Source organism: Pseudomonas sp. SG20052, from assembly GCF_031766055.1.
GTDB classification, from domain to species: Bacteria; Pseudomonadota; Gammaproteobacteria; order Pseudomonadales; family Pseudomonadaceae; genus Aquipseudomonas; species Aquipseudomonas mandelii.
Genome location: NZ_CP134498.1, coordinates 707,297 through 719,526, shown reverse-complemented (window position 1 = coordinate 719,526; position 12,230 = coordinate 707,297). Strand labels below are relative to the sequence as shown.

Genomic DNA, 12,230 nt, shown 5'->3' with positions numbered 1-12,230 from the left:
ATTCCGATTAGCCTGTAAGAAACTTCACCACTTAAAACCTCTAACACCCACTGACTTCTTTATCTCAGATAATTCGTTGCCGACGATATTGCTCAGGTGTACACCCAGCCTGGCGTTGGAACATCGCAATAAATGCCGAACCGGTGCTGTAACCCATGTCGAAGGCAATGTTTTGAATGCTGCGTTGACTGTCCAGCGCTTCGATCGCCGCGAGGAAACGCAAGCGTTGCCGCCACTCGCCGAAACTCATGCCCAGCTCACGGACAAACTGCCGCGCCAAGGTGCGTTCGCTGACATGAATCTGCGCGGCCCAGTGCGCCAATGGCCGATTGTCCCCGGGCTCGGCTTGCAGGGCTTCAAGTATTACGAGCAATCCCGAGCTGCTGGCGTAAGGCAAAAAACACTCCTGGATGGGTGCCAGTTGCAACTGGTCCACCAACACCTGCGCCAGACGTTTGTCCGCATCGTGGTCGGGAATTTTCACGTCGCGGGCGGCGAAGTCCTTGAGGATCGCCTTGAGAATGTCGCTGATTGCCAGCGTGCACGCTTGTTGTGGCAACGCGGTGCACAACACCGGCGCCAGGCAGACCGCGCGATAGTTGATCGGTTGATTGCTGTAGAAACTGTGCTCGGTCTGTGGCGGCACCCACACCGCGTATTGCGGCGGCGACATGAAGCGGCTGCTGCCAATTTCCATGTGCAACACACCGTTGGCCGAATACTCGAGGGTGCCCCACGGGTGACGGTGGGTCGAGGCATATTCATGGGTGTCGAAGTCGGCATAACGGAAATAGACCGGGGACGGCAATTCTGCAAAATCGAGCAGGTCGATGTGTTTACTGGTCATGCTGTCCGTCATCAAGGGCAGGTTGTCTGGATTGAAGTATAGGCTTGCATCCAGACAGGCGGATAATCGCTCCTCACTAACGTTGATGGTTTTTCTGATGCAATACGCTTATCCCCTGCTGGCCATTTTCATTTGGGCCGGCAACACCGTGATCAACAAACTGGCGGTCGGCGCGATCTTCCCCGCAGAAATCGGCTTCTATCGCTGGCTGCTGGCCGGGATTCTGTTCACGCCGTTCATGCTCAAACCGGTGATCGCGCATTGGCCGCAGATTCGCCCGAACCTGGGCAAGATTTTCATCCTTGGCGTGCTCGGCATGGCCGTCTATCAGAGCCTGGCGTACTTCGCCGCAACGCTGACTACAGCCACCAACATGGGGATCATCTTGTCGCTGATGCCCTTGATGTCGCTGGCCATGGCAATCGCCAGCCTCGGTCAGCGCCTGACTGCGGGCGCATTGGCCGGTGCGGTGTTGTCGTTCGCCGGCGTGTTGGTGGTGGTGTCGTCCGGCAGCCTCGGCGCACTGCTTGAGCACGGCGTGAACCTGGGCGACGCGATGATGCTGATCGCCACGCTGGCCTACGCGATCTACAGCACGCTGCTGAAAAAATGGCAGCTGCGCTTGCCGCCACTGGTGCTGTTGTATTTGCAGGTGCTGGTGGCGGTGGTGGTGCTGTTTCCGTTGTTTGTCGCTTCACCGAAGGTCGGACCGACCTTGCAGAATATTCCGCTGGTGCTTTATGCCTGTTTGCTGGCTTCGATGCTGGCGCCATTGGCGTGGATGCAGGCCGTGGTGCGCCTGGGACCGAGCCGGACCACGCTGTTTTTCAATTTGCTGCCGTTGATTACGGCGTTGATTGCGGCGGTGGTACTGAATGAACAGTTGGCGATGTATCACCTGGTGGGTGGGGTGTTGACGCTGGGTGGGGTGGTGCTTTCGGAGCGCTGGACTACCGTGTTGGGCCGTAAGGTCAGCGTTGCCTGACCCGACGCCTTCGCGGTCCAACTGACGTTTACACGCCAGCCGCTTTCAATCGGGCCGCATGCTCGACAAACAACCGCACCGGATCCGCCCCTTTCCCCACCAGCCCCAGCGACTGATTGACGATGTCAAAGTGATCCATCGGATACTCATCGCCAATCACCGTCCCCAAGTGCGAGCTGTAACGCCCGACCATCCCGTCGCAATGCCCGGTTTCGCGCACAAAGGTTCTGGCAAACAGCCGGCAACTGCGGTTCGTGCCGTCGAACCGGTTACCGCCGCGGTCCGTCTTGCCCGGTTGCAACGTCCCGGACCAGGAGTAATAGCGCACGCCGTTGACCTCTTCCGGCCCGTGCCCGCCCCAGGTTTCAGGCAGGCCCTGTGGATAACGCTGATTGAACAGCGCCACGCCTTGAGTGGTCAGCGAATGGTGCGAAGCCGGGATATCCACAGGCAACTTCGGCCCGCGATAGCCGGTTTCCAGCAGGCTCATCAACGCGCCGATCCAGCGCAACAACACGCTGAGAACCCGTCCTTTGAACGTGTCGGCCGGGTAATGCTTTTCCAGATAATCCGCCAGCTCCGAGCCATGATTCGGCCCTGCGACCGACGTGACGGACGCCACGCGATCCGGACGTTTGGCGGCCGCGTAACGGGCCGTGAGCGAGCCTTGGCTGTGGCCGATCAGGTTGACCTTCTCGGCCCCGGTTTCCCGCAGAATCTCCTCGATCCGCGCCAGCAACTGCTCGCCGCGCACCTCGCTGGAATTGAGCGGCGAGACCTGCACCGCAAACACCGTCGCCCCACCCCGGCGTAACGCCGAAATGATCCCGTACCAGTACGGATACAGCACCAGACGGATAAACCCGAGCATTCCCGGGACCAGCACCAACGGATAACGCGTGGCAGAACCTTGCGACATGGACGGACATCCTTGTGATCGGTGAGATGAAGCAAGGCGCGATGCAAGACGTCAGCCAAGCATCGTCACCCAAGATGACAACTCGACGACCAGTCTATGACATCCACCCTACTTCAGCCCCACCACGCCTGCCACGATCAGCCCCACCGACACCAGTTTGATCGCCGTCAGGCTTTCACCCAGCAGCGCAAAGCCGAGAAACACCGTGCCCAGTGAACCGATGGCGGTCCAGATCGGGTAGGCGATGCTCACCGGCAACTCGCGCATGGCCAGGGTCAGGAAGTAAATCCCGCCGACGGCGGCCACCGTGATCAGCGATGGCCAGAGTCGGGTAAAGCCTTCGGCGTACTTCATGCCCATGGCGAAGGTAACTTCGAACCCGGCGGCGATCAGCAGAAACAGCCAGGCCATCAGAACTCCCGGGCCAGCGTCAGCAAACGCTGCTCGGCTTCGGCCAGCGAAATCTCGAATGTGCGCTCGGCCGACTCTTCGCCTTCGGCGGCCACCACGGTGATGTCGGTGATGCCGATGAACCCCAGCGCGGTGCGCAGCAACGGATCGGCATGGTTCATCGCCTCCAGCTCGCCGCCCGGCCCGAAACCGAAGCCGCCGCGACTGGTGACGATCAGGGCTTTTTTGCCGTGCACCAACGGCTCGTACTGCGCCACGCCATTGTCCAGGGTGTGATTGAACGTCAGCCCGAGCCGCACAATCTGATCGATCCAGGCCTTGAGGCCGCTGGGTACGCTGAAGTTGTGCATCGGCGTGGAAATCACCAGCAAATCTTGACCGAGCAACTCGCCGACCAGCTCATCGCTGAACGCCAGGTCGGCCTGCATCGACAAGGGACGCGCTTGGGGCTCGGGGTAAAAGGCCGCGGCCACAAAGGCCTCGTTAACCGGCGGTATCAATGCCCGACCTATTTCCCGGCGAGTCAGCTGCGACTGAGGATGTCGCGCTTGCCAAGCGCCAAGAAACACTTCCGCCAGACGCCGGGAATGGGAACGCTCGCCACGGGGGCTGGCATGGATCGCAAGAATCTTGCTCATCTGAATCTCCTTAAGGGCTAAACTGCCTGTGGCTTGCAGATTGAAGCTCGCAGCCGCCCTTCTTCAACTGAGTAGAAATCAGTCTGGATGAATCCATTTCATCCATGGAGTATTTGAATGTTTGCCTCGTTGCCGCTCACCGCCCTGCGCGCCTTCGAATCCGCCTCGCGCCTGCTGAGTTTCAAGGCCGCCGCCGAAGAACTTTCGGTGACGCCCACAGCGGTGTCGCACCAGATTCGTTCGCTGGAGAACTGGCTCGGCGTGCCGCTGTTCGAGCGGCTGCCACGGCAGGTGCGCCTCACCGACGGCGGCGAACGGTTGTTCCGCAGCCTGCACGGCGCGCTGCTGGAAGTGGCGCAAAGCGTCGACACCCTGCGCCCGCAACGCAGCGGCGCGAGCCTGACGATCTCCACCACGGCGGCCTTCGCGGCGTTGTGGCTGGTGCCGCGTCTGGGTCGGTTTTACGCCCGCCATCCGAACATCAACCTGCGCCTGGACACCCACTGCGAAGTCATCGATCTGCATCAGGACGCCAGCGTCGATTTGGTGGTGCGCTACAGCCTGGGTGATTACCCGAACCTTTATGGGCTGTGCCTGTTCGACGAATCGTTCGGCGTCTATGGCTCGCCCGGGCAGGTGGCCCTGGCGGCTGAGCGGGTACCCACGCTGATCAGCGTGCGCTGGCACAACTCCAAACTCTATGCCCACGGCTGGGCGGCCTGGTGCGCGCAGTCCGGCGAACGTTGGCTGACAGGGCAACCGGCGGTCCGTGAATACGACGAAGAGCATTACGCCCTGCAAGCCGCGATCGCCGGGCAGGGGCTGGTGCTGGCGAGCAATATCCTGGTGTCGGAAAGCGTGGCCAACGGTTTACTGGTCGCCTACCGGGGCGAGGTCCAGGTCGATGGCGCCGGCTATAGCGCACTCTGTGTGCCGGGACGCGAACGGCATCCGCCGGTGCGGGCGTTTTTTGCGTGGCTGCGCGAGGAGGCGCTGTTGTCCGGGCATGGGTTGGCGTGACCATTTCGGGCGCTTTTACGATGGACAAATGGCATAAAACTTTTCGCCGCGCTCATCACTCACACCTTAAGTAGCGATCACTTCCCCAGAAGGTGACGCAAACCGGATTAGCCTCCAGGAGAACGAGATGAGTGACATGCATTTGTCTGACGTAACCACCCTTCGCGAACGGGCCCGTAAGAACGTCGAGAACGGCGCGGTGACCGAAAGCTACAGCGCTGACCGTGAAGAAGTACTGCGCCTGCTGAACGAGTCGTTGGCCACGGAACTGGTCTGCGTGTTGCGCTACAAGCGCCACTACTTCATGGCCAGCGGCTTGAAAGCCAACGTCGCGGCCGACGAGTTCCTCGAGCACGCAACCCAGGAAGCCGAGCACGCCGACCGACTGGCCGAGCGCATCGTGCAACTGGGCGGTGAGCCGGAGTTCAACCCTGACTTGCTGTCGAAAAACTCCCACGCGCAATATGTGGCGGGCAATTCACTGAAAGAGATGGTCTACGAAGATCTGGTCGCCGAGCGGATTGCCATCGACAGCTACCGCGAGATCATTCAGTACATCGGCGAAAAAGACCCGACCACCCGGCGCATCTTTGAAGACATCCTGGCTCAGGAAGAAGAGCATGCGGATGATATGGCTGACATTCTGAAAGATCTTTAGCGCCTTTCAGATCGTCTTCGCGGGCGAGCCTCGCGCCTACAGGTTTATTATTCTCCTGAAGGAGCGAGGCTTGCCCGCGAAGGCAGCCACACTGACACCCCATTATTTCGTTGGTTTAACGGTCACCGGCGCCTTGCCCGCCTTCATCTGTTCCAACAATGGCGCACACTGATTCGGCTCACCCCCACTCGGTGCCACCAACGCCAACAGCCCCGCCGCTGGCGCTGCAATCACGCCCAGTGCAACCATCCCGGCGCCACGCAAAATCAGCGGCACCGCCTTCACGCCCGCATCCGGCTTGATGAACTTGCCCCGCACGTATAGCGGCGAGCGCAACGAAATCAACCGCCAGCCTTTGGATTCCGGGGTGATCGTCAGGTCCAGCTGCTCCGTCGCCATGTTCGCCGTGCCGTCGATATAGATGATCGCGTTCTCGGTATCGAAGACAAACAATCGGGTGGTGGCCAAACCGGTCTTGATGTCGAAGTCGGCCGCCGCGCAATTGATCTTCACTTCCTTGTCGCCAAAGATCTTGCCCACCACATAGTTGCCGACGTTGAGCCCGGCCAGCTCCATCAACTCGCGGCTGATGGCGCCATCGTTGATCAGCATTTTCAGATTGCCATTGGCGCTGCCCAGCAGCTTGGCCACCGAGTTGCCACGGCCGGTGATGTCGGCATCACCGTTGAGTTCGCCGAAACTGGTTTTCATCGGTTCAAAGGTCGGGAACAGCTGCTTGAGCTTGAACTTGCGCGCGGTCAGTTTGGCCCGGCCTTCCAACGGCTCGGTGCGGCCATTGAGGCGAATCTGCGCATCCAGGTTGCCGCCCGCCACGCCGAAACGCAGAGGCTCCAGACTGAGAACACCGTCGGTCAGCACCAGGTGCGTATAGAGGTCATTGAACGGCAATTTTTCGCTGTGGATGATGCGCTTGCCGGTGAATTCGACGTCGGCGTCCATGTCACGCCAGCGCTCGGTCTTGAACTCCTCGACCGGCAACACCTTGTCCGTCGGCTGCTTGCTTTCGCCGCCACGGGCCTTTTGCTTGGCGTTGGAGTCAGCACCGATCAACGGGGCCAGGTCGGCGAACAGCAGTTGGTTGGAAACAAGCGAACCACTGAGTTTCGGCCGCGGCTGGCTGGCGACATAGGCCAGGCTGCCGTGGATGTCGCTCTCGCCGATCTTGCCGTTGAATGCTTCATAGCGGAACACCGCACCACCCGGCTCATGCAGTTTGGCGATCAAATGCCCGTCGGTCTCGTAGGGCGGCGTATCCGGCAGCGTCACACCGGTCAGCGGATAGAGATTGCCCAGGCTGGTACCGGCCAGTTTCAGGCGCAGGTCCAGGGCGCCGAGATTCAGCGGATCGGTCAGCGTTCCGGCCAGTTCGACACTGGTATCGGCGATCTTCACTTGCGCCTGGAGCGGGAACGGCCTGGCCGCATCCTGCAATGCCAGCAACCCGCCGATCTTGCCTTCGCCCGCGAGTTTCTGATTGTGGTATTGGCCTTTGACCTTCAGCGCGAACGCGTAATCCTGGGGAGCCGCGCCTTTCTCCTGCGCGGTTTTTGCGGCTTTGTCGCCGACGATATCGCTGAATGGAATGGGTTTGCCCAACGGATCAATCAGCACATCGAGCTGAGTCTTGAGGTTCTGGTCGTCGAGGGTGACGTGGCCCTTGTCGAAGCCGATGGCACCGATATCCACCACCCAGCTCGAAGGCTCGGCGTTCGGGTCTTTGGGGTCGAACTGGAACGTCCAGTTGGCACGGCCATCGGCCAGGCGCTGAAGGTCGGCATTCGGCTCGGTCAGGTCAATACGCGGGATCACCACCCGTTGCGCCAGCAATGCCAAGGGTGAAATACGCAGCTCGACGCGTTTGAGGGTGACCATCTGTGGTTTTTTCGACCAGTCCGGGTTGCCCAGGCTCAGGTCTTCGGCCACCACGTGCGGCCACGGCACCCACGCCCGCCAACCGCCCTCGTCGGGCTCGCGCTGCCAGACCACCGCGAGGTTGCCATTAATGGCGAACGGACGATGCAGCTCTTCAGAAACTTTGGCGTTAAGGGGCGGTTTGATCCGGTTCCAATCGAAGAACGCGATGATCAGAACCAATACCGCCAGCAAGACAATCAGGCTGGCGAAGGTCCAGGTAACAATTTTACGAGTGCGCGTCATTGCACAGGGCTCCTGATACGACTGAGCGCCCTGACTGCGACGCACGTGTGAAACGACAGGCCAGAACCGGCCTGCCATGGAATCTACGACTGAAAAACGGCCCGCAGGTTTAACCGAAACATCGATTAATCCTCAAATAATCGACCGGGGAGAGACTGCCCCCGAATCCAGCGTTACCGCCCCCGCACTTTTGTGCGGCATCAGTGGGTCGAAAATACCCACTCCAGTGCAAAAGCGATCGCCGGAGACACCCGTTCTAGAGCGCTTCGGCAGAACAATCAATTCCGTTGATTATTACCATTGCGTTTATGAACTTTTATATCGACTTATCGAGAGTAGCATTGCCCTCGTACCCACTTTATCGCCCTCCCAAGGAGCAACCCATCATGAAACGCCAATTACTGCTTAGCCTTACCCTCTCAATGCTGGCCAGCACCGCTTTCGCTCTGCCTGCTGCTGACCAGGCCACTCCACAAGTCAAAGACAGCCGCTCGGTGTTCAGCCAAACCGTCGCTGCCGATGGTTCCGACCGCACTCCACAAGGCCAGACCCTTGCCGAAGGTGGCAATGATCGCTTGAAAGAAAAAGGCCTGATCACTGAAGACGGTTATGACAAAACGCCACAAGGCCAGGTTCTCGCCGCTGATGGTTCCGACCGCACCCCAGGTCAAACACTGGCTGCCGATGGTTCCGATCGCACTCCAGGCCAAACACTGGCTGCCGATGGTTCCGACCGCACCCCAGGTCAAACACTGGCTGCCGATGGTTCCGACCGCACCCCAGGCCAAACACTGGCTGCCGATGGTTCCGACCGCACTCCAGGCCAAACACTGGCTGCCGATGGTTCCGATCGCACCCCAGGCCAAACACTCGCCGAAGGTGGTGGTGACCGTGTCATCGAACGCAACAGCGCTGTGAGCTGAGCCCATGGCGGCCCTGAAAAAAAGCCCAATCCCTGGATTGGGCTTTTGACTTTATAGGGTTTTGCCTCATTGGAAGTTGCACATCCCCGCTTGATCCCCCGATAGTCGTTCGACGCCAGCGAAGCCGATTTGCTAGAGTGCGCCGCTGTCCCTGTCCAGAAAAACACCCTTGCGATGCTGCCCCGCGCCGAACAGAAACAACAAACCCGCAACGCCCTGATGGACGCTGCCCGTCACCTGATGGAATGTGGTCGAGGATTCGGCAGCCTGAGCCTGCGCGAAGTGGCGAAAACCGCCGGCATCGTGCCCACCGGTTTCTACCGGCATTTCGCCGATATGGACGAACTGGGCCTGGTACTGGTGAGCGAAGTCGGCCAGACCTTTCGCGAGACCATTCGCCTGGTGCGCCATAACGAGTTTGTCATGGGCGGCATCATTGACGCTTCGGTTCGGATCTTTCTCGACGTGGTCTCGGCCAATCGCTCGCAGTTCCTGTTTCTGGCCCGGGAGCAGTACGGCGGATCGCTGCCCGTGCGCCAGGCCATTGGTCGCCTGCGGGAAGACATCAGCTCGGACCTCGCGGCCGACCTGTCCTTGATGCCGAAATTGCAGCATCTGGACATCGCCGGCCTCAGCGTCATGGCGGACCTGATCGTCAAAAGTGTGTTCGCGACCTTGCCGGACATTATCGATCCACCGGCCGAGGCGCTGCCTGAGCACCTGACGCCACAGGCAAAAATCACTCAACAACTGCGCTTCATCTTCATCGGCCTCAAGCATTGGCAAGGCCTCGGCAGCACTGAATAAACCCTGTAGGAGCGAGCCTGCTCGCGATAGCGGAATGTCATCCACATCAAATGTTGTTGTGCCGACGCTATCGCGAGCAGGCTCACGTCCACAAAACCAGTCAAGGCATCAATTTGGTGCCACCGAAAAATCCCCGCACCATTCCAGTTCAAAATCCCGCAACAGCCTGAGCCACCCACTACGCTCCGACAGGTATTTCCTACGTATCGCCCGATTGGCAAGCCCCTTGCTCTAGCCTGAACATCGTCCATTGCTGGAAGCCTTCCGATGCTGGTGATTCATCGCAGAATCGACCCTCAACCCGTCTGGGCCGCCGAGTTGCACCTGACTTTCGAGGCCCGGAGCAAAAGCCGTTTGCGCTGTTTCAGTGCCGAAGGCGAGGACGTCGGTTTGTTTTTGGAGCGCGGTCAGCCGCCACTGTATGACGGAGAGTGCCTGCAAGCCGAAGATGGGCGCATCGTCCGCGTCTGCGCCCGCCCCGAACAATTGCTGCATGTTACGTGCGCCAACGCGTTCGAACTGACTCGCGCGGCCTATCACCTGGGCAATCGCCACGTCGCCCTGCAAGTCGGTGATGGCTGGTTGCGCCTGCTCGATGATTACGTACTCAAGGCCATGCTCGAACAGCTGGAGGCCAACGTCGACAACATCGAGGCACCGTTCCAGCCGGAACACGGCGCCTATGGGGGCGGCCATCACCATTCCCGCCACGGCGACGAGGACTTCAACTACCCGCCGAAATTGCACCAGTTCGGCGTCCGGTTATGAACCCGGCCTGGGCGCTGTTGCGCCTGGCCAGCCCACAACTGCCGATTGGCGGCTACAGCTATTCGCAAGGCCTGGAGATGGCGGTGGATAACGGCCGGGTGAACGATGCAGACAGCGCGCGACGCTGGATCAGCGATCAGTTGTTGCTGAACCTGGCACGCTTCGAAGCGCCGCTGCTGCTCGCCCATTGCACCGCTGCCGTTGATGAGAACTGGGGCCAGTTGCTGCAACGCTGCGAAGAACATCGTGCCAGCCGGGAAACCCGCGAGCTGCATCAGGAAAGCCGACAGATGGGCTATTCATTGCAACAACTGCTCAACGGCTTGCCGGAACTCGATGCGCCAGCCCGCGCCTTTCTCCAGCAGCGCCCTGAGCCGCATTTGGCCCTCGGCTGGGCGCTTGCCGCTCGCGCCTGGCAGATCAGCCCGCAAGATGCGCTGGCGGCGTGGCTCTGGAGCTGGCTGGAAAATCAATTGGCGGTGCTGATGAAAACCCTGCCCCTGGGCCAGCAAGCCGCGCAACGCCTGACCAGCGAACTGCTGCCACTGCTGCAACAAGCCCAGCAGGACGCCACCCGAATCAACCCCGAACACTACGGCAGCGCCGCGTTCGGCCTGTCCCTGGCGTGCATGGCCCATGAGCGCCAGTACAGCCGTCTGTTCCGTTCCTAGGGCCTTTTTACTTGGAGAATCACATGAACACACAACCCCTGCGCGTCGGCATCGGCGGACCGGTCGGTTCCGGTAAAACCGCCCTGACGCTGGCGCTCTGCCTGGCCCTGCGCGACCGCTACAACCTGGCCGTCGTCACCAACGACATCTACACCCGCGAAGACGCCGACTTCCTGGTGCGCAACGAAGCCCTGGCCCCTGAGCGCATCATCGGCGTGGAAACCGGCGGCTGCCCGCACACGGCGATCCGCGAAGACGCCTCGATCAACCTCGAAGCGGTGGATCAACTGAACCGCCGCTTTCCGGGGCTGGATCTGATTCTGGTGGAGTCCGGCGGCGATAACCTGTCGGCGACCTTCAGCCCGGAACTGTCCGACCTGACCATTTACGTGATCGACGTCTCGGCGGGCGACAAGCTGCCGCGCAAGGGCGGGCCGGGGATCTGCAAGTCCGACTTGCTGGTGATCAACAAGGTCGACCTCGCGCCGCTGGTGGGCGCGTCGCTGGAACTGATGGACAGCGACACCACGCGCATGCGCAACGGCAAGCCGTTTGTCTTCAGCAATCAGAAAACCGGCTTGGGCCTGGAAGCAATCATCGCCTTCATCGAACGCCAAGGCCTGCTGACCGCAGCCTGATCACGACTTATCAACAAGGAAGCTTATCCATGACACTGAAACGCATCCTGGGCACCCTGGCCCTGCTGCTGACCCCGGCCATCGCCTTCGCGCACCCGGGTCATGGCGACAACGGTTTGATCGCCGGCATCAGCCACCCGATTGGCGGCCTTGATCACTTGCTGGCGATGGTGGCGGTGGGTTTGTGGGCGGCGCAGCAGAAAGGCGCCGCGCGCTGGGCGCTGCCGTGCACCTTCGTGGGCACCATGCTGATTGGCGGACTGCTGGGATTTGAAGGACTGAACCTGCCGGCGCTGGAAGGCGGCATTGCGGCGTCGGTGCTGGCGCTGGGCCTGGCCGTGGCCCTGGCCGTGCGTCCGCCGTTGAGCATGGCAGTCGGTGCGACGGCTTTGTTTGCGCTGTTCCATGGTGTGGCCCATGGGCTGGAGTTGCCGGACATGTCGAGCCCTTGGGCGTATGCCGCAGGGTTTGTGGCGGCGACGGCGGCGTTGCATGCTGCGGGTTATGCCGTGGTGCGCGTGTTGCCGCAAGCGGCGGCGCCGTTGGTTCGATTGGCCGGTGCGGCTTCGGCGGCGACTGGTGCGTGGTTGCTCGCAGGTTGATCTTTTATTGCCTGTGATGGCCCCTTCGCGAGCAGGCTCGCTCCCACATTGGAATGCGTACACCTGTGGGAGCGAGCCTGCTCGCGAAGACGGCCTGACAGACACCGCATCTCTCAGGCCTGCTAACATGTCGCGCAATCAACCCTGCCGTGACGACGCCAGCCA

Annotated in this window: 14 protein-coding genes; 9 read left to right on the top strand and 5 right to left on the bottom strand. The window is 60.7% G+C overall.

What is annotated here, in order from left to right:
* Positions 1–64 precede the first annotated feature (64 nt).
* Positions 65–847 (bottom strand): helix-turn-helix transcriptional regulator, encoded by a 783-nt coding sequence (locus RHP74_RS03240; RefSeq protein ID WP_010464115.1) that lies wholly within the window; start codon positions 845–847, stop codon positions 65–67.
* 97 nt (positions 848–944) lie between these two features.
* On the opposite strand from RHP74_RS03240, the gene RHP74_RS03235 reads away from it, so the two are divergent.
* Positions 945–1,832 carry a DMT family transporter gene (locus tag RHP74_RS03235; protein WP_154502833.1) on the top strand — a complete coding sequence of 296 codons (888 nt, stop codon included), beginning with the start codon at positions 945–947 and terminating at the stop codon, positions 1,830–1,832.
* Between the two features lie 28 nt (positions 1,833–1,860).
* Here RHP74_RS03235 and RHP74_RS03230 read toward each other — a convergent pair whose 3' ends face one another.
* The 3 genes from RHP74_RS03230 to RHP74_RS03220 form a co-directional block, all read right to left on the bottom strand.
* Positions 1,861–2,751: a triacylglycerol lipase gene (locus RHP74_RS03230; protein ID WP_077748945.1), complete on the bottom strand. Its 891-nt coding sequence runs from the start codon at positions 2,749–2,751 to the stop codon at positions 1,861–1,863.
* A 108-nt stretch (positions 2,752–2,859) separates the two neighbouring features.
* Positions 2,860–3,162 carry a multidrug efflux SMR transporter gene (locus RHP74_RS03225; protein ID WP_311097779.1) on the bottom strand — a complete coding sequence of 101 codons (303 nt, stop codon included), beginning with the start codon at positions 3,160–3,162 and terminating at the stop codon, positions 2,860–2,862.
* Positions 3,162–3,800, bottom strand: a complete 639-nt coding sequence (locus RHP74_RS03220) for an NAD(P)H-dependent oxidoreductase (RefSeq protein ID WP_311097777.1) — start codon at positions 3,798–3,800, stop codon at positions 3,162–3,164. Before RHP74_RS03220 ends, RHP74_RS03225 begins: the two co-directional genes overlap by 1 nt.
* Positions 3,801–3,917: 117 nt before the next feature.
* Between RHP74_RS03220 and RHP74_RS03215 the strand changes: the two genes are divergently transcribed.
* Together RHP74_RS03215 and RHP74_RS03210 are read left to right on the top strand one after the other, a co-directional pair.
* A complete protein-coding gene (locus RHP74_RS03215; protein WP_311097775.1) occupies positions 3,918–4,820 on the top strand; it encodes a LysR substrate-binding domain-containing protein in 903 nt (300 codons plus the stop codon).
* Between the two features lie 127 nt (positions 4,821–4,947).
* On the top strand, positions 4,948–5,478 hold the full coding sequence (locus tag RHP74_RS03210; protein WP_010464129.1) for a bacterioferritin: 531 nt from the start codon (positions 4,948–4,950) through the stop codon (positions 5,476–5,478).
* A 102-nt stretch (positions 5,479–5,580) separates the two neighbouring features.
* Here RHP74_RS03210 and RHP74_RS03205 read toward each other — a convergent pair whose 3' ends face one another.
* Positions 5,581–7,656 (bottom strand): AsmA family protein, encoded by a 2,076-nt coding sequence (locus RHP74_RS03205; protein WP_083375167.1) that lies wholly within the window; start codon positions 7,654–7,656, stop codon positions 5,581–5,583.
* Positions 7,657–8,042: 386 nt separating this feature from the next.
* Here RHP74_RS03205 and RHP74_RS03200 point away from each other — a divergent pair, with 386 nt between their 5' ends.
* The 6 genes from RHP74_RS03200 (at position 8,043) to RHP74_RS03175 (ending at position 12,065) form a co-directional block, all read left to right on the top strand.
* Positions 8,043–8,579, top strand: coding sequence for a hypothetical protein (locus RHP74_RS03200; RefSeq protein ID WP_081853972.1), 537 nt, complete (start codon positions 8,043–8,045; stop codon positions 8,577–8,579).
* A 174-nt stretch (positions 8,580–8,753) separates the two neighbouring features.
* Complete coding sequence (locus tag RHP74_RS03195) at positions 8,754–9,386, top strand: TetR family transcriptional regulator (RefSeq protein WP_010464134.1); 633 nt, start codon at positions 8,754–8,756, stop codon at positions 9,384–9,386.
* A 267-nt stretch (positions 9,387–9,653) separates the two neighbouring features.
* The gene (ureE, locus tag RHP74_RS03190) at positions 9,654–10,154 is read left to right on the top strand and encodes an urease accessory protein UreE (RefSeq protein WP_010464135.1); all 501 of its coding nucleotides are present in this window, start codon (positions 9,654–9,656) and stop codon (positions 10,152–10,154) included.
* Entirely contained in the window at positions 10,151–10,825 is a 675-nt protein-coding gene (locus RHP74_RS03185) for an urease accessory protein UreF (protein WP_077748939.1), read from the top strand. Before ureE ends, RHP74_RS03185 begins: the two co-directional genes overlap by 4 nt.
* A gap of 23 nt (positions 10,826–10,848) precedes the next feature.
* Positions 10,849–11,463 (top strand): urease accessory protein UreG, encoded by a 615-nt coding sequence (ureG, locus tag RHP74_RS03180; RefSeq protein WP_010464137.1) that lies wholly within the window; start codon positions 10,849–10,851, stop codon positions 11,461–11,463.
* 29 nt (positions 11,464–11,492) lie between these two features.
* Positions 11,493–12,065, top strand: a complete 573-nt coding sequence (locus RHP74_RS03175; RefSeq protein WP_154502824.1) for a HupE/UreJ family protein — start codon at positions 11,493–11,495, stop codon at positions 12,063–12,065.
* Positions 12,066–12,230: the final 165 nt, after the last annotated feature.

Excerpts from the sequence above, each read along its gene's own strand:
- RHP74_RS03240 (WP_010464115.1), bottom strand. The coding sequence starts at position 847 with ATGACCAGTAAACACATCGACCTGCTCGATTTTGCAGAATTGCCGTCC.
- RHP74_RS03235 (WP_154502833.1), top strand. The coding sequence starts at position 945 with ATGCAATACGCTTATCCCCTGCTGGCCATTTTCATTTGGGCCGGCAAC.
- RHP74_RS03230 (WP_077748945.1), bottom strand. The coding sequence starts at position 2,751 with ATGTCGCAAGGTTCTGCCACGCGTTATCCGTTGGTGCTGGTCCCGGGA.
- RHP74_RS03225 (WP_311097779.1), bottom strand. The coding sequence starts at position 3,162 with ATGGCCTGGCTGTTTCTGCTGATCGCCGCCGGGTTCGAAGTTACCTTC.
- RHP74_RS03220 (WP_311097777.1), bottom strand. The coding sequence starts at position 3,800 with ATGAGCAAGATTCTTGCGATCCATGCCAGCCCCCGTGGCGAGCGTTCC.
- RHP74_RS03215 (WP_311097775.1), top strand. The coding sequence starts at position 3,918 with ATGTTTGCCTCGTTGCCGCTCACCGCCCTGCGCGCCTTCGAATCCGCC.
- RHP74_RS03210 (WP_010464129.1), top strand. The coding sequence starts at position 4,948 with ATGAGTGACATGCATTTGTCTGACGTAACCACCCTTCGCGAACGGGCC.
- RHP74_RS03205 (WP_083375167.1), bottom strand. The coding sequence starts at position 7,656 with ATGACGCGCACTCGTAAAATTGTTACCTGGACCTTCGCCAGCCTGATT.
- RHP74_RS03200 (WP_081853972.1), top strand. The coding sequence starts at position 8,043 with ATGAAACGCCAATTACTGCTTAGCCTTACCCTCTCAATGCTGGCCAGC.
- RHP74_RS03195 (WP_010464134.1), top strand. The coding sequence starts at position 8,754 with ATGCTGCCCCGCGCCGAACAGAAACAACAAACCCGCAACGCCCTGATG.
- ureE (WP_010464135.1), top strand. The coding sequence starts at position 9,654 with ATGCTGGTGATTCATCGCAGAATCGACCCTCAACCCGTCTGGGCCGCC.
- RHP74_RS03185 (WP_077748939.1), top strand. The coding sequence starts at position 10,151 with ATGAACCCGGCCTGGGCGCTGTTGCGCCTGGCCAGCCCACAACTGCCG.
- ureG (WP_010464137.1), top strand. The coding sequence starts at position 10,849 with ATGAACACACAACCCCTGCGCGTCGGCATCGGCGGACCGGTCGGTTCC.
- RHP74_RS03175 (WP_154502824.1), top strand. The coding sequence starts at position 11,493 with ATGACACTGAAACGCATCCTGGGCACCCTGGCCCTGCTGCTGACCCCG.